The organism is Bacillus sp. JS, from assembly GCF_000259365.1.
Taxonomy (GTDB): domain Bacteria; phylum Bacillota; class Bacilli; order Bacillales; family Bacillaceae; genus Bacillus; species Bacillus stercoris.
The window spans coordinates 1,709,911-1,727,020 of record NC_017743.1 but is presented as its reverse complement, the minus strand read 5'-3'; the positions used below and the strand labels follow the sequence as shown (position 1 = coordinate 1,727,020).

The 17,110-nt window shown below is 43.9% G+C and carries 19 protein-coding genes; all 19 read right to left on the bottom strand.

All coding sequences use genetic code 11. The features are described from left to right. Positions 1-135: 135 nt before the first annotated feature. A complete protein-coding gene (locus MY9_RS08835; RefSeq protein ID WP_014663956.1) occupies positions 136-417 on the bottom strand; it encodes a FlhB-like flagellar biosynthesis protein in 282 nt (93 codons plus the stop codon). Beyond that, a complete protein-coding gene (locus tag MY9_RS08830) occupies positions 414-2,141 on the bottom strand; it encodes a hypothetical protein (RefSeq protein ID WP_014663955.1) in 1,728 nt (575 codons plus the stop codon). The genes MY9_RS08835 and MY9_RS08830 overlap by 4 nt, the downstream gene beginning before the upstream one ends. A 29-nt stretch (positions 2,142-2,170) precedes the next feature. Continuing rightward, positions 2,171-2,938, bottom strand: a complete 768-nt coding sequence (rnhB, locus tag MY9_RS08825; RefSeq protein WP_014663954.1) for a ribonuclease HII — start codon at positions 2,936-2,938, stop codon at positions 2,171-2,173. Positions 2,939-3,008: 70 nt separating this feature from the next. Next, positions 3,009-3,857, bottom strand: coding sequence for a ribosome biogenesis GTPase YlqF (gene ylqF / locus MY9_RS08820; RefSeq protein ID WP_009967235.1), 849 nt, complete (start codon positions 3,855-3,857; stop codon positions 3,009-3,011). A 144-nt stretch (positions 3,858-4,001) separates the two neighbouring features. Next, positions 4,002-4,349 (bottom strand): 50S ribosomal protein L19, encoded by a 348-nt coding sequence (rplS, locus tag MY9_RS08815; protein WP_003220825.1) that lies wholly within the window; start codon positions 4,347-4,349, stop codon positions 4,002-4,004. Positions 4,350-4,488: 139 nt separating this feature from the next. Continuing rightward, the gene (gene trmD, locus MY9_RS08810; RefSeq protein ID WP_014663952.1) at positions 4,489-5,220 is read right to left on the bottom strand and encodes a tRNA (guanosine(37)-N1)-methyltransferase TrmD; all 732 of its coding nucleotides are present in this window, start codon (positions 5,218-5,220) and stop codon (positions 4,489-4,491) included. Next, complete coding sequence (rimM, locus tag MY9_RS08805; protein WP_014663951.1) at positions 5,217-5,741, bottom strand: ribosome maturation factor RimM; 525 nt, start codon at positions 5,739-5,741, stop codon at positions 5,217-5,219. Before rimM ends, trmD begins: the two co-directional genes overlap by 4 nt. Positions 5,742-5,745: 4 nt before the next feature. Beyond that, complete coding sequence (locus MY9_RS08800) at positions 5,746-6,132, bottom strand: YlqD family protein (RefSeq protein WP_014663950.1); 387 nt, start codon at positions 6,130-6,132, stop codon at positions 5,746-5,748. A gap of 121 nt (positions 6,133-6,253) precedes the next feature. Continuing rightward, positions 6,254-6,499, bottom strand: a complete 246-nt coding sequence (locus tag MY9_RS08795; RefSeq protein ID WP_014663949.1) for a KH domain-containing protein — start codon at positions 6,497-6,499, stop codon at positions 6,254-6,256. After that, positions 6,499-6,771 carry a 30S ribosomal protein S16 gene (rpsP, locus tag MY9_RS08790; RefSeq protein WP_003220815.1) on the bottom strand — a complete coding sequence of 91 codons (273 nt, stop codon included), beginning with the start codon at positions 6,769-6,771 and terminating at the stop codon, positions 6,499-6,501. Before rpsP ends, MY9_RS08795 begins: the two co-directional genes overlap by 1 nt. Before the next feature lie 105 nt (positions 6,772-6,876). Continuing rightward, positions 6,877-8,217, bottom strand: a complete 1,341-nt coding sequence (gene ffh, locus MY9_RS08785) for a signal recognition particle protein (RefSeq protein ID WP_014663948.1) — start codon at positions 8,215-8,217, stop codon at positions 6,877-6,879. 13 nt (positions 8,218-8,230) lie between these two features. Then, complete coding sequence (locus tag MY9_RS08780; protein WP_003238590.1) at positions 8,231-8,563, bottom strand: putative DNA-binding protein; 333 nt, start codon at positions 8,561-8,563, stop codon at positions 8,231-8,233. Between the two features lie 121 nt (positions 8,564-8,684). Beyond that, positions 8,685-9,455, bottom strand: a complete 771-nt coding sequence (locus tag MY9_RS08775) for an aminoglycoside phosphotransferase APH(3') (protein WP_041521506.1) — start codon at positions 9,453-9,455, stop codon at positions 8,685-8,687. 84 nt (positions 9,456-9,539) lie between these two features. Then, complete coding sequence (gene ftsY, locus MY9_RS08770; RefSeq protein ID WP_014663946.1) at positions 9,540-10,529, bottom strand: signal recognition particle-docking protein FtsY; 990 nt, start codon at positions 10,527-10,529, stop codon at positions 9,540-9,542. 22 nt (positions 10,530-10,551) lie between these two features. Continuing rightward, positions 10,552-14,109 carry a chromosome segregation protein SMC gene (gene smc, locus MY9_RS08765; protein ID WP_014663945.1) on the bottom strand — a complete coding sequence of 1,186 codons (3,558 nt, stop codon included), beginning with the start codon at positions 14,107-14,109 and terminating at the stop codon, positions 10,552-10,554. Between the two features lie 100 nt (positions 14,110-14,209). Continuing rightward, positions 14,210-14,959, bottom strand: a complete 750-nt coding sequence (rncS, locus tag MY9_RS08760) for a ribonuclease III (RefSeq protein ID WP_003232030.1) — start codon at positions 14,957-14,959, stop codon at positions 14,210-14,212. 139 nt (positions 14,960-15,098) lie between these two features. Continuing rightward, positions 15,099-15,332: an acyl carrier protein gene (gene acpP, locus MY9_RS08755; RefSeq protein ID WP_003154310.1), complete on the bottom strand. Its 234-nt coding sequence runs from the start codon at positions 15,330-15,332 to the stop codon at positions 15,099-15,101. A gap of 83 nt (positions 15,333-15,415) precedes the next feature. Continuing rightward, positions 15,416-16,156: a 3-oxoacyl-[acyl-carrier-protein] reductase gene (gene fabG / locus MY9_RS08750; protein ID WP_014113766.1), complete on the bottom strand. Its 741-nt coding sequence runs from the start codon at positions 16,154-16,156 to the stop codon at positions 15,416-15,418. Continuing rightward, positions 16,149-17,102, bottom strand: coding sequence for an ACP S-malonyltransferase (fabD, locus tag MY9_RS08745; RefSeq protein WP_014663944.1), 954 nt, complete (start codon positions 17,100-17,102; stop codon positions 16,149-16,151). Before fabD ends, fabG begins: the two co-directional genes overlap by 8 nt. Positions 17,103-17,110 lie beyond the last annotated feature (8 nt).

Below are 17,110 nucleotides of genomic sequence, written 5' to 3'. Positions count from 1 at the left end.
CTGCGCTTTCATTCTATAATAATACTGGAAGAATTGTCTACACTTCGGTGCAAAATCTTTTAATCCTTCTAAACATTCAAACTTTTACTTTATTAAAAACATAAATTTTCAAACAGAGGATGGGGAATATTTTAGCTATTTTTTGTTTTTTACGCTTTCGTCCAATCTGTAAATGAATGAAAAAATCTCGGCTACCGTTTCATAAAGAGCCTCAGGGATTTGATCATCTACCGTCAAATGGCGCATTAATTCGACAAGGGTCCGATCTTCTTGAATCGGGACCCCTGCCTTTTTCGCTTCTTTAATAATGTTGTCGGCTACATGGCCCTTTCCTGTGGCAAGCACTCTCGGCGCCTTGTCTTTTTGTTCGTCATAATGAAGAGCCACAGCTTTTCTGATCGGTGTCTGCTCTTTCATATTTTCACATCCACTTCTTGATCACTGATACTTGTTATATATTGATCGATTGAAGCCTTTTCTTCGGTGTGAACCCTTTTTTTCGCGTTTACCCCTGAAAGGCTGTATCCCATTTCTTTTAACCCCTGTTTAAGCGCGGGAACCATCGGATCTATCGCAGCCTGCAGCTCAAAATCAGTCTCTATTGTAATGGTCATGACTTTTTGCTGTATCAAGCAATCAACGACGGTTTCTTTTAATGTATCAAGCTGCAGCAAAAATAAAAGGCGGCAATGGGAAGGATCAAGCTTGCCATCCACTTCTTTCTTTCCTTTAAACAGAACGGTCATGTCCTGAATTCCTGACTTCGAAAACATCGGAAATGACAGTACAATTTGACTGTATGACGGATGGTCCTGCTGCATGAAAAGCTGGCCATTTAATTTATGAAAAAGCTGATCGGCTTCTTGCTTGATTGGTTCGGCTACCTCATGCGATGCTCTTATGGCATGAAGAGCCAGCTTGATGGACTGCATTTCGTCAGATGTGTCTGCGCTTCCTTGTTCAAACGCTTTAATGAACGCAAGCTCGTCCCTTGCGCCAATTGCCGTTTTCACTTTGGATAAGAAGGAAAGAACATCTGCCTTATCCGCAAAATGAGGTGCTGTCTGCTGAACAGCCTTTAAAAAAACTTCGGCTTCCTGGTCAGTGATTTGTGCCGCCTGTAAATGAGCTGAAGCTGCAAGTGACTTACTATCACCCGTTGAACCAGCCGCTTTAATCCAATTTGCTGCTTCTTTCACAATTTGGAGACTGTTTTTTTCAGCAGATTCCGTCAGCTTTGCCAGCAGCTGGCGGGCTTCTTTGATTGGAATGTCTGAGGCTGTTTTAACAGGCTCTCCTTGTATGTTTCTCTTTTCTGCTAGATGATTTGCAACCGGCAGTCTGGCCTTTTCGGGGGAGCCTGCCGGTGTGCTAAGTTCCCTGTTTCCAGCTGTATTGGCGGAAGAGGGTGTTTTCGCAGTCTCCGTTAAAGAAATAAGCTTAGCGATCAGACGTTCTGCATGAACATCAATTTCACTATTTAAAAGCGCTGCAACTGCCTCCTTTAGCTTTGACATCATTTGGCTCTGCTGAGGGTTTTGTTCGATTGCCTGAACCAGCTGGGATATATGCTGATGCAATGGAACAGGCGATTTCACAGCATGAACACCATTCAAAACCTCGGAGTGAATGGGAAGATCGCGCTTTAAAGCGAAAAGAACCGTTTCAATCGCTTTTTTGGCGTCTTGCGACGGCAGCGTGTCCATCCAGCGGACAGCTGTTTTAATATCATTTTCTGTTACGGGTGTTTTGCTCTTCAGCATCGCTCCTGTCATCATGAGAGCTGCGTTTGACGGCTTCACTGAAATGGCATTTAAAAGCTTGCCAGCTGCATCCTGAATGGTTTTAGGATTTTGCTCAAAGCTTTGAACGACCTGAAGACGTCCTGTCTGTTCTGCCGTTTTTTCGTAGGAAAACCAATAGTATGCCTGAGGACGAAGCTGGGTTTCTAGTTTTCCCTGAACAGTTTGATTGCCGACTTGGATCAGGGCATGCTGATCTCCTAGTAAACGAAGCACTTTTCCCAAGAGGAGACGTTTCTCCCCGTTTAGCGCTTCGTTTACATTTGATGTTTCCTGCGGGACTGCTGTACGCCCAAAAAGGTGCTGCAGCGCCTTTTGCACATCATTTCGTATGTTCATTTGAAAAAGGTGCCTCCTTGTCCATTGATTTAGCTGAAAGATTGAACAGGAGCGAAAGTTTTGCGGTGCAATTCAGTTGGGCCGTATGCAGCGAGAGCTTCCAAATGTTCTTTTGTTCCATAGCCTTTATTTTTTTCAAACCCGTACATAGGGTACGTGTCGGAATAAGCGCTCATCATTCGGTCTCTCGTCACTTTTGCGATACACGCACCTGCCGCAATAGACACACTTTTGGCATCTCCTTTTATAATTGACGACTGAGCCATGTCGAGCGGCAGTGTCATTGCGTCAACAAGCAAATAATCAGGTGTATCCGACAAATCCTGTATCGCTTTCACCATTGCCATTTTAGAAGCTTCATATATATTGATTTCGTCAATGACTGCAGCTTCTACAATTCCTATCCCGACCGCCATTGCTTCTTTCATAATAAGCTCGTAAAATTCCTCACGTTTTTTCTCTGAAAGCTTTTTGGAGTCTGTCAGCCCAAGTATTTCACATTCCTCTGGCAGGATGACTGCACTGGCGACAACTGGCCCTGCCAATGGCCCCCGTCCGACCTCGTCAACACCTGCAATCAAACGGAATCCTTTGTTTCTTGCCAGCCTTTCATAGGAAGTCATATTCACCCATTGTTCTTTCAGCGCTTTTTCTTTCGCTTGCTTTTTAAGCCATTGCTCTACAAGCGTTTGAACGCTTTTTCTCGGGTCGTTTTCGCACTGGGCAATAAATGGGTCTTGTGCATCCTTCACTTCCTGCAAACGGTCTTTAATGTCCTTTACGGTTAATGTATTCACTTTCTCTTCTCCCTTACTGTATGTATCGGTTCGGCCAAGAAAAAATAAAGACCCGCATTTCTGCGCGCCTTTACATCGTCGGCTGTTCAAATGACAGTCTGCCGAACTTTTCAGTGCGGATATCGCGAATGATGACTTCAGTCGTCTTATCGTAGTTAATAAGCCCACCGCTCATGAGACAGCCGCGTTTTTCACCTATTGCATCAAACAGCTCGGCAATGTCCTCCGGGATCTCATCAAGGCCGTAGCGCTCTTTAAGTCGTTCTGGATAATGTTCTTCAAGAAAACGAAGACCGAACACGGCTACATCCTGCAAATTGATAATCGAGTCTTTAATAGCGCCGGTGACTGCCAGTCTCAAGCCGACAAGCTCATCCTCAAATTTAGGCCACAAAATCCCCGGTGTATCTAATAACTCTAATTCTTTCCCAACTTTGACCCACTGTTGAGATGTCGTAATACCAGGTCTGTCTCCCGTTTTTGCTATGTTTTTCTTTGCAAGGCGGTTAATGAGCGTCGATTTCCCGACATTTGGAATACCGATAATCAAGGCGCGAATCGCTCTCGGCTTCACACCTTTCGCCCGCATTCGGTCAAATTTTTCTTGGAGGATCTCTTTTGATGCAGGCACAATTTGATTTAATCCTTGTCCATTTACAGAATTAATGGACAGAGAGCGGATCCCCTGGTTCTCAAAGTGCTCTTTCCATTGCTGTGTAACTGCCGCATCTGCTTTGTCAGCCTTGTTTAACAGCATAATTCGCGGCTTATTTTTTAGAATATCTTCAATCATTGGGTTTCTTGATGACATTGGAATTCTGGCATCTACCAATTCATATACGATATCGATTAATTTTAATTTTTCGGTTACTTCCCTTCTTGCCTTTGCCATATGGCCCGGGAACCATTGAATTGTCATGTGACACGAACACCGCCTTTATCTCTTCAGTATGCATGATTCATTGTTGTCCTTTATGTATTTTACGATGCCTGTCCGGCATTTTCAAATTCTGTATAAAAAAAGAGCTTGTTACAGGTAACAAGCTCTTTTCGTTCGTTATCATTATCGTCTGATCTCTTTAATACGAGCCGCTTTTCCGCGAAGTTCACGCAGGTAGTAAAGTTTAGCACGGCGTACTTTACCGTAACGTACAACTTCGATTTTCGCGATTTTTGGTGTGTGTACAGGGAAAGTACGTTCAACGCCAACACCGTAAGAAATCTTACGAACTGTGAACGTTTCGCTGATTCCACCACCACGACGCTTAATCACAACACCTTCAAAGATCTGGATACGCTCACGGTTACCCTCAACAACTTTAACGTGTACACGTAAAGTGTCACCAGGACGGAACGCAGGAAGATCAGTACGAAGTTGTTCTTTTGTGATATCTTCAATTAGTTTTTGCATCGTTTTCAACTCCTTCCAACAGATGCTCTTGGCCACAAAACACGGCACAGCGGAACATCGTTTTCAAGCTTGGAGCGGATAAGCCCGCTTAAGCCACAAGTAGTATCTTATCACAATTTCATAGCCTATGCAATAAAATCTATTCTTTTTCCCATTCAGAAATCCACTTTCTTTGCTGCTCTGTAAGCGGGTAGTCTTTCAACAGATCCGGACGTCTTAGGTAGGTCCTTCTGATCGATTCTTTATTCCGCCATTCTTCAATTTTTGCATGGTTTCCTGACAAGAGTGTTTCAGGCACTTTTAAACCTTTGTAATCTGCCGGTCTTGTATAATGCGGGTGCTCTAAGAGTCCGGTGCTGAATGAATCCTCAATATGGGAAGCCTCTTTACCCAGTACACCTGGAAGCAGTCTGACCACGCTGTCTGCGATCATCATTGCAGGGAGCTCACCGCCCGTCAGTACAAAGTCGCCAATTGATATTTCATCCGTTACCAGATGCTCGCGGATGCGTTCATCATAGCCTTCATAGTGGCCGCAAATGAACAGCAAATGCTCTTCCTTTGCTAATTGTTCGGCTTTTTTTTGGGTAAAACGCTCACCTTGCGGGCATACGAGGATAATACGCGGAGCAGCTGCTGCCTTTGATGTCAGGTCCTCGACTGCGTCAAAAACAGGCTGAGGCTTGAGAACCATACCTGCACCGCCGCCATAAGGATAATCATCAACAGTATTGTGCTTGTTATCAGAGTACTCCCGGAAATTGACGACTTGAAACTGCACCGCATTTTTTTCCTGGGCTTTTTGAAGAATCGATGAGCCGAGCACACCTTCAAACATTTCTGGAAACAGCGTCAAAAAGTCGATTTTCATTCGTCTATTAACCCTTCCATGAGATCAATCTCAATTTTCTTTTCGCTGACATCAATATGTTTGACCACTGATTCAATGTAAGGAATGAGTGCGTCTTTTTTTCCTTTTCGTTCGATGACCCAAACGTCATTAGCACCAGGCGTCAAAATTTCTTTGACCTTTCCAATGAGTTCGCCTTCCTCAGTAAATACTTCACACCCAATGATTTCGTGAAAATAAAATTCACCCTCATTCAGCTCTCCTAAATCTTCTTCAGGCACTTTAATGATTGCGTTTTTCAGCTCTTCTACTTCATTTAGGCTTTGTCTTTCTTTAAACTGCAGCAGATGAAATTGCTTATGCAGTCTATGCGTGTTTACCGTTACTTCCACTGGTTCGTTACGGCCGTCCATAAACAAATACAGCGTGTTACCCGGCTTGTATCGTTCTTCGGCAAAATCTGTTTTCGAAATCACACGCACTTCGCCTTTGATTCCGTGGGTATTCACGATTTTGCCTACATTAAACCATCGCTTTGTCATATGATCACCTCTGGCGAATTTCAATTACTTTTCCGTCTTTTATGACGATGGTGTTCGCTGCTGTTTTTTCATGCCAGTCATCCCCGGCTTCAATCGTCAGCAGGGCATCGACTTCCTTTTCTCTCAACTCACTGCCAAGCGGCAATGTATGTACTTGAGCAATTTGAAAATCGATGATCTTTATATCATCTTTTCGCTTTTCTATTGCCTTTTTAAATTGTTCAATCATATCAGGGTTTTGTTGTTCTTTCTCGTGTTTTCTAAGCTGAAAATAGAGCTGGCTGCATTCTCGTTCAAGCATTTGTTTCTTTTCGGCAAAAGAAGCTAAAAGCTGTTCTTTGCTGCGCTCGGTTAAGACTTGCATAACGGCTACACGGTGAATAATTTGCATCGCACCAAGCTCCCCGCTTTTAAAACTTTTTCTCGCTCAGGCTTTTCTATTTTGCCTAAGCTTCTATCAGTTTACCCTTTTTTTGCGTGTAAAAAAAGGGGAGGTGCCGGCCCTCTCCCTTTTAGTCAAATATCTCAAATTGAACTTTCTTAGAAGACTGTGCGCCAGCTGCAAATACAGCTGTTCGAATCGCTTTTGCAGTCCGGCCTTGCTTTCCGATAACTTTACCGGTATCTGACTTATGGACAGATAAGCGCAGCGCAATCTTTTGATCGGTTTCTTCTCTTGTGACGCGAATGTCATCTGGATGATCAACAAGCGGGGTCACAATTCGGACAATCAAATCTTCCAAGTGTTGATCAGTCATTACTTGCCTTGTTTAGCGTTGTGGAATTTTTCCATGATTCCTTGGCTAGAGAACAAGTTGCGAACTGTATCAGATGGTTTCGCTCCAGTTTGAAGCCATTTAAGAGCAAGCTCTTCGTCAATTTTTACTTCCGCTGGTTTTGCAACCGGGTTGTAAGTTCCGACTGTTTCAATGAAACGGCCGTCACGTGGTGAACGAGAATCTGCTACAACAATACGATAGAAAGGAGATTTTTTTGCTCCCATACGTTTTAAACGAATTTTTACTGCCATTTTACTAGCACCTCCGAAAATATTTCAACAAGATAGTATATTAACAATGATAAAAGTGTTTGTAAAGTGTTTTTTCTTAACAATGGTTTTATCATGTATAACCGATTACATAAAAGGTAGCTTAAACCCTTTCTTCTTGCCTTTTGACATATTTGTCATCTGCTTCATCATTTTTTTCATTTCGTCAAACTGCTTAAGCAGACGGTTGACTTCCTGTACGGATGTCCCGCTTCCTTTTGCAATCCGCTTTCGCCGGCTGGCATTGATGATATCCGGCTGTTCTTTTTCAAGAACAGTCATTGATTTGATGATGGCTTCCACATGATTCAGCTGTTTTTCGTCAACTTGGATGTTTTTCAGGCCTTTCATTTTGCCTGCACCCGGCATCATTTGCAGAAGTTCATCAAGCGGTCCCATGTTTCTGACTTGCCCGAGCTGCTCCAGAAAATCGTCCAATGTGAAGCTCATCGTTCTCATTTTTTGTTCAAGCTCTTTGGCTTTGTCTTCATCAACACTGGCCTGTGCTTTTTCAATCAATGTCAGCACGTCGCCCATGCCGAGAATCCTTGATGCCATGCGTTCAGGATGGAACGGCTCTAACGCATCAAGCTTTTCGCCCATACCCGCGAATTTAATCGGCGTGTTTGTGACCGCGCGAATAGAAAGCGCAGCCCCGCCGCGTGTGTCTCCATCCAGCTTCGTTAACACAACACCGGTTAAACCGAGCTGTTCATTAAAGCTTTTGGCAACATTAACAGCGTCCTGACCGGTCATTGAATCGACAACAAGGAAGATTTCTTCCGGATTCGCGATTTCTTTGACGTTGGTCAGTTCATCCATCAGTTCATGGTCAATATGCAAGCGGCCTGCCGTATCCAAAATGACATAGTCATAATGTTCTTCCTTGGCTTTCTCAATCGCTTGTTTCGCTATTTCAACAGGACTGACCTGATCACCAAGAGAGAAAACAGGCATATCTAGCTGTTTGCCGAGCGTTTCCAGCTGCTTAATTGCGGCTGGGCGGTAAATATCGGCAGCAACCAGCATCGGTTTGCGATTATGCTTTTTGCGCAGCAGATTCGCAAGCTTACCGCTTGTTGTCGTTTTACCGGCACCTTGGAGACCGACCATCATAATAACAGTCGGCGGCCTTTTTGCGACGGCGATTTTGCTCTCTTCGCCGCCCATCAGCTCAGTCAGTTCCTCTTGAACAACTTTAATGACCTGCTGGCCGGGCGTCAGACTTTTCATGACGTCTTGGCCTACAGCGCGTTCACTTACTTTTTTGACAAAATCCTTGACTACTTTAAAGTTAACGTCAGCCTCAAGCAGCGCAAGACGAACCTCACGCATCATATCTTTAACATCTTGTTCGCTGACTTTCCCTTTTCCGCGGATTTTAGAAATCGTCTGCTGCAGTCGGTCGGCTAATCCTTCAAATGCCATAGTTTGCCGCCTCCTAATCTAATTTCTCAAGCGCTTCAATCAGAGCTGTAATTTCTTCCTCTTCTTTTGAACCGGAAGCAAGCTCCTTCAGCTTATTAAACATCTCTTTACGCTCCTGAAACTTTTTCAAAAGGAGCAGCTTTTCTTCATATTGTTCAAGCATCGCTTCTGTTCGTTTGATGTTATCATAAACAGCTTGTCTTGAAACCTCATATTCTTCGGCTATTTCGCCTAGGGAGAAATCGTCCAAATAATAAAGCGACATATAGCTCTTCTGTTTTGACGTCAACAACGACTGATAAAAATCAAACAGATAATTCATTCTCGTTGTCTTTTCGAGTGACATTTGAGCTCTCCCCTTTGTTAAGTCAAATCCCTTTACGATAACTTAGTTTACACGGTTTTATTGACACTGTCAAGTTTTTATCTTGTCAAAGCATGCTGCTCTTTTTGCATAATAAATTCATTCAGAAAAATTCATATAGACCGCCGTTAAAATACTCGAATTCTTGTTTAGATACTCGATAGCGGCAATAGCCTTCGTAAAAAGCATTGAGAAATGCTTCATTTGTGGCAAAATTTCTGATCGCTAATGATTCATCATATCGCGGATCTCCCGCTGATATTCCCGCAGCATCAATAAACAGACAGACCTCTCCGTCTTTCACCAGCACATTATCAGTTGTGCAGTCACCATGAATCATTGTCTGCTGAACAGGAACAGGCCTGTGCTGGTCCAATTCCTTCAAAAGCCCTGCGCTGCCTTCAGCTTGTCCTTTTTCGACATATTCACCGGCTCGTTTGATTTGCAAATCGAGCCAATCTATTTCCGGCTGTAAATCAGGGACAAGTTCGGTTTCATGCAGACGATTGAGAAACTGGCCGAAGCTTTTGATCAGCTTTTTCTTTTCAGTATCTCCCTTTGCTTTTCTTAAAGCAGAAGTCAGTGTAATTCCATCTTCAAACGACATGACGATATGGCTGGAATGCTGTTGCTGGATAAACCCATAATAAACAGGGACAGGCAGACGATGAGTTTCGGTAAGCTTTTGTAAAACAAGGGCTTCTCTCCTTAACCATTCCCGATACCTCTGGCGAGAAGAACTTTTCAACAGAAATGCGCCTTGGCTTGTCACTATTTTTCGAACGGTTGAAGTGCCTCCCTGTTCATCCAACAGCGACATGTGTTGTATTGCGCCGATCTTTTTTTCCAATTCAGCTTTCAGCCATTTGTCCAACAATCTGCACCCTCCATTCCGATATATCAATGCGTATAAAAAAACGAGTATAAAACTGTCCATTTTATACTCGCTTTTTATTCATTAATCCTCGGCTTTTTCCACTAAATCTGAAAAGAGCCCGTACACATACGATTCTGGATCAAATTCCTGGAGGTCATCAACTTTTTCACCTAACCCGACTAGTTTAACCGGGATGTGAAGCTCGTTGCGAATCGCAAGGACGATACCGCCTTTTGCCGTACCATCAAGCTTCGTTAAAGCAATGCCGGTAACATTTGTCGCTTTAGAGAACTCTTTTGCCTGGGCCATTGCATTTTGGCCAGTTGTGGCATCAAGGGCAAGCAGCACCTCATGCGGCGCTTCAGGAACCTCTCTTTCGATAACACGTTTCACTTTTTCAAGCTCTTTCATGAGATTGACTTTGTTTTGGAGACGACCTGCCGTATCACAAATTAATACATCGGCATTTCTTGCTTTTGCAGCATGAACAGCATCGTAGATGACAGCCGCCGGATCGCTTCCGGCCGTCTGCTTAATGACAGGCACTCCTGTACGTTCTCCCCATACTTCCAGTTGTTCAATGGCTCCCGCTCTAAAAGTGTCTCCGGCAGCAAGCACGACAGATTTTCCTTCTTGTTTCATTTTATGAGCAAGCTTTCCGATCGTTGTCGTTTTCCCAACGCCGTTTACACCTACCAGAAGGATTACGTTTAAACGCCCATCCTGGATATTCAGCTCTGAAATTTGCTCATCTCCGCTGTTATAAATCTCGACCAGTTTCTCAGAAATGACTGACTGGACTTCCTTCGGATCTTGGATATTTCTGCGTTTGACTTCTTTTTTTAGTTCATCTATCAATTCCATAACGGTTGTAAAACCGACATCCGCGCTGATAAGAACCTCTTCAAGTTCTTCGAAGAAATCCTCATCCACTTTACGGTAACGGGATACAAGATCATTCACTTTGTTTTGAAAGGAGTTTCTTGTTTTTTCAAGGCCATCCTTAAACTTTTCAGATACGGAATCTGTCTGTTTTGTGATTTTCTCTTTTAATTTTTTAAAAAAGCTCATCTTTTAACCTCTTTCCTCGTTACTAAACGAATTCTTTTGTTTCTTCCAGCTTAACTGAGATTACCTTGGACACACCGGACTCCTGCATGGTTACGCCGTATAGGACATCCGCTTCCTCCATCGTCCCTTTTCTGTGGGTAATCACAATAAACTGGGTATCTCTGCTGTATCTTTTTAAATACTGCGCAAACCGGAACACATTCGCTTCGTCAAGCGCAGCCTCTACTTCGTCAAGGACGCAAAACGGCACTGGGCGAACTTTTAAAATTGAGAATAAGAGCGCTATAGCCGTAAGCGCACGCTCTCCGCCTGACAGGAGATTTAAGTTTTGCAGCTTTTTCCCCGGCGGCTGTGCGATAATCTCAACTCCTGAGTGAAGCAGATCGTTAGGATCGGTGAGCCTCAATTCAGCTCGCCCCCCTCCGAATAAGGAGCGGAAGACTTGATCAAAGTGTGAGCGGATTTGGACGAATGTGTCGTTAAAGCGTTTCGTCATTTCTTCATCCATTTCTTCAATCACTTGGAACAGGGTATTTTTCGCTTCTGTTAAATCTTCTTTTTGTTCCGACAGAAACTTGTACCGTTCGTTGACCCTCTCAAACTCATCTATGCTTCCGAGGTTCACGGTACCAAGCTCTTCAATTGCGAGTTTAATCAGCTTCACGCGCTTTCTGGCTTCCTCTGGATCAGTTTCAAGCTGATATTTCTCTTTTGCCCCCTCAAAGGACAAGCTGTATTCCTCCCGCAAGTACTGGAGTAAATTATCGAGCTCTACTTCCATTCGCCCAAGTTTGACTTCCTCGTCTTTTAAGAGTGTTGTTTTTTGTTTATACAGGCGTTTCATTTCTTTTAGCTCACGCTCATACGTATCAAGCCCATGCTGAAGCTTGATGCGCTGATCGCGCCTTAACGCAATCAGTTCGATCGTTTTCGTTTTGTCATTCAATTTGTGTTTTGCGGCTTCTTCCAGCTTTTCTTCACCGCTGGTGCTTGATGACATCTCTGACGTTAAGAAGCTCAAGTCTTCTCTTGCTTCTTTTAACGCAAACTCAGTTTCTGTGAGCTCTTTCTTCAATCTGGCAAGGTTGTCCTCTTCCCCCTTGCATGCCTGCTCTTTTTTGGCCGCTGTGATCTTCAGCTCAGTCAGCTCGTTGGAGAGAGACTCTTTCGTTGAGGATTGCGATTGTTTTTGTTTTGTCAGTCTGTCTATGTCCTCTTCAAGAAGCTTCATCTTTTCAGATACGGCTGAGAGCTCTTCTTCAAGCTTGCGTTTGCGCGCTTTTTTCTCTTCATCGCTTTCTGACAGAGCAGATTTTTCTTGATCATAGAGCTCTAAATGGGTATTGATATTTTTCTCGGCAACTTGAAGTTCGTACAGCTGGCCCTTCACATCCTGCTGCTTTGACCTTAAGCTTTCTCCGGTTTCTCTTAAGTCAGCCAGTTTTTTCTCCATATCCTGAATGGAGTGCTTAAGGGTTTTGACCTCTTGTTCAAGCAGAGCAGTTTTCTCTTCCATTTCAGCGAGCCGTTTCGTCACATCTTCTAGCTCCCGGCTTCTTCCGAGAAGGGAGTTATTTTTCTTTTTAACCGCGCCGCCCGTCATTGAGCCACCAGGGTTCACAACATCTCCCTCAAGGGTTACGATGCGGTACCGGTGCCCGAGAAGCTTCGCAAGCTCGTTTGCACCCTTTAAATCCTCTGTGATCAGCACGGTCCCAAGAAGATTCTGTATGACGCTTCGATATGCAGGATCAAATGTGACAAGTTCACTGGCAACCCCGAGAAATGATGAGTGCCGAGCGGCTGTTTCCGCGTCACGGCTTTGAAGCTGGCGGTCTCTAATAACAGAAAGAGGCAAAAACGTCGCCCGGCCGAAGGAATTCTGCTTTAAATATTGAATCGCTTTGCGGGCAGACTGTTCATCGTCGGTCACGACGTGTTGAGCAGAAGCGCCGAGCGCTATTTCAATGGCCGTTTCATACTTCCGTTCTGTCGAGATCAGCTCAAGGACCGCTCCGCGAATTCCGCCAAGGCGCTCTTTCGCTTTCAGCACTTCTTTAACACCTTGATAAAAGCCGGAGAAATCCCCCTGCATCGTCTCAAGCATGTCCTTTTTTGCTCTCGCTTGCTGAACATATTGGTATGCCTGATACAGAGCGGATTCATTTTTTTCGTATTGGCGCTTTTTCTGCTCATATTTTGTCTGCATATCACGATATGCACCAACTTGGCTGTGAATCTCCTGCTCAATTCGAGCAAATTCCGTTTCACATGCTGCTTTTCGCGCAGAAATATCACGCCGTTCCTGTATATGCTTTTCATTGTTGTCCGCGAGTCTCTGCAATGTGACAGCAGATTGGGACATCTGATCATCTAGGAGCTGGAGCTCGTTGCGAATCGAAGCCTGGCTGTTTAACAGCTCAAAGTAATCACTTTTCAGCTGCTCGATTTTCTCTTCGACATTTTCGTTGTGAAGACTTAGAGCCTGTTGTTTTTCTTTTACTTGAGCCCTTAGCTGTTTCACCTCTGCTTGAAGTGTTTCGAAGACAGCTTCCTGCTTCGCAAGCTCTTCTTTCAGCACCGTTTCTTTTTGCTGGAACTGAACAATGGCTTCTTCAAGCTGTTCTTGGTTTTGCACAGCGTTTTTCTTTCGTTCTTTCAGGACTTCTTTACGGCCTTCAAGCTTTTCCAGCTCTTCACTTGTTACCAGTAAAACTTGCTGGAGTTCATCTACTGATTCATCAAGCGCTTGAATTTTATCCCGCGCATCTTCGATTTTCGCTTCTTTCGCAGAAATCGCAGACGATTCAGCGAGCTCTTCTTCCTTTGCAAGCTGCACTTTCTCTTTAAGCGTTGACCATTTGCCATGCAGCTCTTCGATATCATAGGCAGTCAGCGCAATTTCAACATGCTCCAGCTCTTTCTTTTTCTCAAGGTAATCTTTCGCGATTGAAGCTTGAATTTTAAGAGGTTCAACCTGTCCTTCAAGCTCATGTAATATATCTTCTACCCGATTTAGGTTGTCCTGTGTTTCAAACAGTTTATTTTCTGCTTTTTTCTTTCTCGTTTTATATTTAAGCACCCCGGCCGCTTCTTCAAAGATACTGCGGCGATCCTCTGCTTTGCTGCTTAAAATCTCTTCCACTTTCCCTTGGCTGATAATAGAAAATGCTTCTTTACCAAGGCCGGAGTCCATAAATAAATCAATAATATCTTTTAAGCGGCATGGCTGATTGTTAATCAGAAACTCACTTTCGCCTGATCTGTACACACGTCTTGTGACACTAACCTCGTGGAAGTCAATTGGCAAGAAATGATCGTCATTATCAAGAGTAAGCGTAACTTCAGCTAGATTTAATCGCTTTCTTGAATCACTGCCGGCAAAAATAATATCTTCCATTTTTCCGCCGCGAAGAGAGCGTGCCGATTGTTCGCCGAGAACCCAGCGAATGGCATCCGTGATGTTGCTTTTTCCGCTTCCGTTCGGGCCGACAACCGCTGTCACGCCTTTCACGAAGTCTACGGAAATCCGTTCTGCAAATGATTTAAATCCTATAACGTCTAAACGTTTGAGGAACATAGCGATCCTCCTTATGTAATAAGTATTTCAATTCTATCATAAACATTGGTGAAATAAGACGGCATACATACTGAAATCCCCCTGAATTATAAGGGGGATTTTATTGTTTCGTATGGTGTTTTTGCAATTTAGCTAAAGCTTCCTGAGCAGCGTGCTGTTCGGCTTCTTTCTTTGAACGGCCGTTTCCGACTCCGAGTGGTTCACCTTTTAGAGATACGATGGCTTCAAATTCACGGTTGTGCGCAGGTCCTTTTTCGTTGGAGATTTTATACTCCAGAGAGCCTTTGCCGTCCCGCTGCACGTATTCCTGCAGCTGGCTTTTGAAATCCATCACATGAGAAAAAGCACCATCGTTAATTTTAGGGAACACATAAACTTTTAAGAAACTTTCGACCGGCTCTAATCCTTGGTCAAGATACAAGGCTCCGATAAATGCCTCAAAAACATCTGCCAATAGAGCAGGACGCTTTCTTCCGCCTGTCATTTCCTCACCTTTTCCCAACAGGACAAGGTCGCCGAATGACAGTTCGTGAGCCAATGAAACGAGAGACGGTTCGCAAACAATTGCGGCTCTCAATTTCGTCAAATCTCCTTCACTCATAGCCGGGTATTTGGCAAATAAGAATCTGGAGATCGTCAGTTCCAAAACAGCGTCACCTAAAAATTCAAGCCTTTCATTATCTTCATACGGCTTTTTCCGATGCTCATTCACATAAGATGAATGTGTAAATGCTTGATACAAAAGCTTTTCATTTTGAAAGTGAACCGAAATCCGTTCTTGAAACTCTTTAAATTGTTCTACTTTTTTATAGAACTTTTTTTTATCTTTATAATGTGAGTGTTTTGACATAGTAACCTCCATAGGCACATCAGGTTCACCGCGCTTCCCTGACTAAACCGGATACAGCGCGCGTAAAAGCGGCATGCTGTAATAACTGCACGAATAAAGGGCTAAAGCCCCGCGTTTCGGCGGGACTTTTAGCATCAGCTTATTGCTGGTTTTGTATGTAGTTCACAGCGTCGCCGACTGTTGCAATCTTTTCAGCATCTTCGTCAGAAATTTCCATATCAAACTCGTCTTCAAGTTCCATAACAAGCTCAACTACATCTAGGGAATCAGCACCTAAGTCTTCCTTGAAAGAAGCTTCAAGTTTGACGTCTGCTTCATCAACGCCAAGGCGATCTACGATGATTTTCGTTACACGCTCTAATGTATCTGCCATAGCAATTCACCTCCCCTCAAGTATTATAGTGGATTCGTTTTTAAAAAACTAGAGAAACTATGATGAAATTTTCGAGAAAAAACTTACATCACCATTCCGCCGTCAATATGAAGTGTTTGGCCTGTCATGTAACGTGCTCCCTCTGAAGCAAGGAACGTGACAACACTGCTGACATCGCCGGGTTCGCCAAAGCGCGCGAGCGGAATTTGTTTCAGCATTTCATCTTGAACGTCTTTTGCAAGTTTATCTGTCATATCGGTTGAGATAAATCCTGGCGCTATCGCATTTACCGTAATATTTCGGCTGGCCAGCTCTTTAGCGGAAGATTTGGTTAAACCGATGACGCCGGCTTTTGCAGCCACGTAGTTGGCTTGTCCAGGGTTTCCGCTGACGCCTACGATAGACGATACGTTAATAATACGTCCTGAACGCTGTTTCATCATTTGTCTTGTCACAGCTTTTGTGCAGTTGAAAACACCCTTCAGGTTAATGTTAATGACATCATCCCATTCGTCTTCCTTCATTCTCATGATGAGATTGTCTCTTGTAATTCCCGCATTATTAACCAGAATATCAATCGTAGAAAAAACAGAAAGCGTTTCTTTTATCATGTTTTGTACATCTTCGGGATTTGATACATCCGCTTTGACAGCAATTGCTTTTCTGCCCATTGATTTGATTTCATCAACCACTTCATTTGCTTTCGCTTCATTGCCGGAGTAGTTCACGACAACATTCGCGCCGCTTTTTGCCAGGTCAAGGGCGATTGAGCGGCCAATTCCGCGGGATGCGCCAGTGACAATAGCCGTTTTATCATTAAGCATTATCATTCTCCTCCTTAAGCGTTTGAATTGCCAGCTCGATCGTTTCCGGATCTGATACAGCAATTGTTTTTAATCGTCTGTTTACTTTTTTCACTAGGCCTGAAAGCACTTTTCCGGGACCGATTTCAACAAAAGTCGTAACGCCCTCTGCAATCAGCTTGTTAATGCTCTCCTCAAAACGAACAGGAGAGTAAAGCTGCTCAATGAGTTTTTGTTTGATTTCAGCTTTTTCAGTCATCAGGTCAGCAGAAACATTTGAGATGACCGGAACGTCAGCGTCTTTTATGTCACAGGCATCCAATACCTCTTTCAGCTTTTCAGCTGCCGGTTTCATCAGTTCGGAATGGAACGGACCGCTTACTTCAAGCGGAATCGCGCGTTTTGCACCATTCTCTTTTGCCAGTTCAGATGCAAGCTCAACCCCTTTAGCTGTTCCGGAAATAACGATTTGTCCAGGACAGTTGAGATTCGCAAGCTGCACAAGGTTGCCTTCCTTCGTGACTTTATCAGTTACTTGCTTTAACGCTTCAGCATCCATGCCGAGAATCGCAGCCATTGCTCCTTCGCCAGCCGGTACCGCTTCATTCATAAACTCTCCGCGTTTTCTGACGGTGTAAACAGCATCTTTGAAGGACAGGGCGCCAGCCGCAACCAGTGCAGAATATTCACCAAGGCTGTGCCCTGCTGTGAAATCAGGTGTAATGCCAGATTCTTTAAATTTCTCAAGAACAGCAATGCTTGTCGTAAGCAAAGCAGGCTGCGCATTGTATGTAAGTGTTAATTCTTCAGCAGCACCCTCAAAAATAAGCGAGCTGAGTTTTGTTTCTAATGTTTCATCGGCTTCATCAAACAGACGCTTTGCAGCAGGCACCTGCTCATAAAGCTCTTTTCCCATGCCGATAAATTGTGAACCCTGACCCGGGAATAAAAATGCAATCTTACTCATGATGTAAA

Excerpts from the sequence above, each read along its gene's own strand:
- MY9_RS08835 (WP_014663956.1), bottom strand. The coding sequence starts at position 417 with ATGAAAGAGCAGACACCGATCAGAAAAGCTGTGGCTCTTCATTATGAC.
- MY9_RS08830 (WP_014663955.1), bottom strand. The coding sequence starts at position 2,141 with ATGAACATACGAAATGATGTGCAAAAGGCGCTGCAGCACCTTTTTGGG.
- ylqF (WP_009967235.1), bottom strand. The coding sequence starts at position 3,857 with ATGACAATTCAATGGTTCCCGGGCCATATGGCAAAGGCAAGAAGGGAA.
- rplS (WP_003220825.1), bottom strand. The coding sequence starts at position 4,349 with ATGCAAAAACTAATTGAAGATATCACAAAAGAACAACTTCGTACTGAT.
- trmD (WP_014663952.1), bottom strand. The coding sequence starts at position 5,220 with ATGAAAATCGACTTTTTGACGCTGTTTCCAGAAATGTTTGAAGGTGTG.
- rimM (WP_014663951.1), bottom strand. The coding sequence starts at position 5,741 with ATGACAAAGCGATGGTTTAATGTAGGCAAAATCGTGAATACCCACGGA.
- MY9_RS08800 (WP_014663950.1), bottom strand. The coding sequence starts at position 6,132 with ATGCAAATTATTCACCGTGTAGCCGTTATGCAAGTCTTAACCGAGCGC.
- MY9_RS08795 (WP_014663949.1), bottom strand. The coding sequence starts at position 6,499 with ATGACTGATCAACACTTGGAAGATTTGATTGTCCGAATTGTGACCCCG.
- rpsP (WP_003220815.1), bottom strand. The coding sequence starts at position 6,771 with ATGGCAGTAAAAATTCGTTTAAAACGTATGGGAGCAAAAAAATCTCCT.
- ffh (WP_014663948.1), bottom strand. The coding sequence starts at position 8,217 with ATGGCATTTGAAGGATTAGCCGACCGACTGCAGCAGACGATTTCTAAA.
- MY9_RS08780 (WP_003238590.1), bottom strand. The coding sequence starts at position 8,563 with ATGTCACTCGAAAAGACAACGAGAATGAATTATCTGTTTGATTTTTAT.
- ftsY (WP_014663946.1), bottom strand. The coding sequence starts at position 10,529 with ATGAGCTTTTTTAAAAAATTAAAAGAGAAAATCACAAAACAGACAGAT.
- smc (WP_014663945.1), bottom strand. The coding sequence starts at position 14,109 with ATGTTCCTCAAACGTTTAGACGTTATAGGATTTAAATCATTTGCAGAA.
- rncS (WP_003232030.1), bottom strand. The coding sequence starts at position 14,959 with ATGTCAAAACACTCACATTATAAAGATAAAAAAAAGTTCTATAAAAAA.
- acpP (WP_003154310.1), bottom strand. The coding sequence starts at position 15,332 with ATGGCAGATACATTAGAGCGTGTAACGAAAATCATCGTAGATCGCCTT.
- fabG (WP_014113766.1), bottom strand. The coding sequence starts at position 16,156 with ATGCTTAATGATAAAACGGCTATTGTCACTGGCGCATCCCGCGGAATT.
- fabD (WP_014663944.1), bottom strand. The coding sequence starts at position 17,102 with ATGAGTAAGATTGCATTTTTATTCCCGGGTCAGGGTTCACAATTTATC.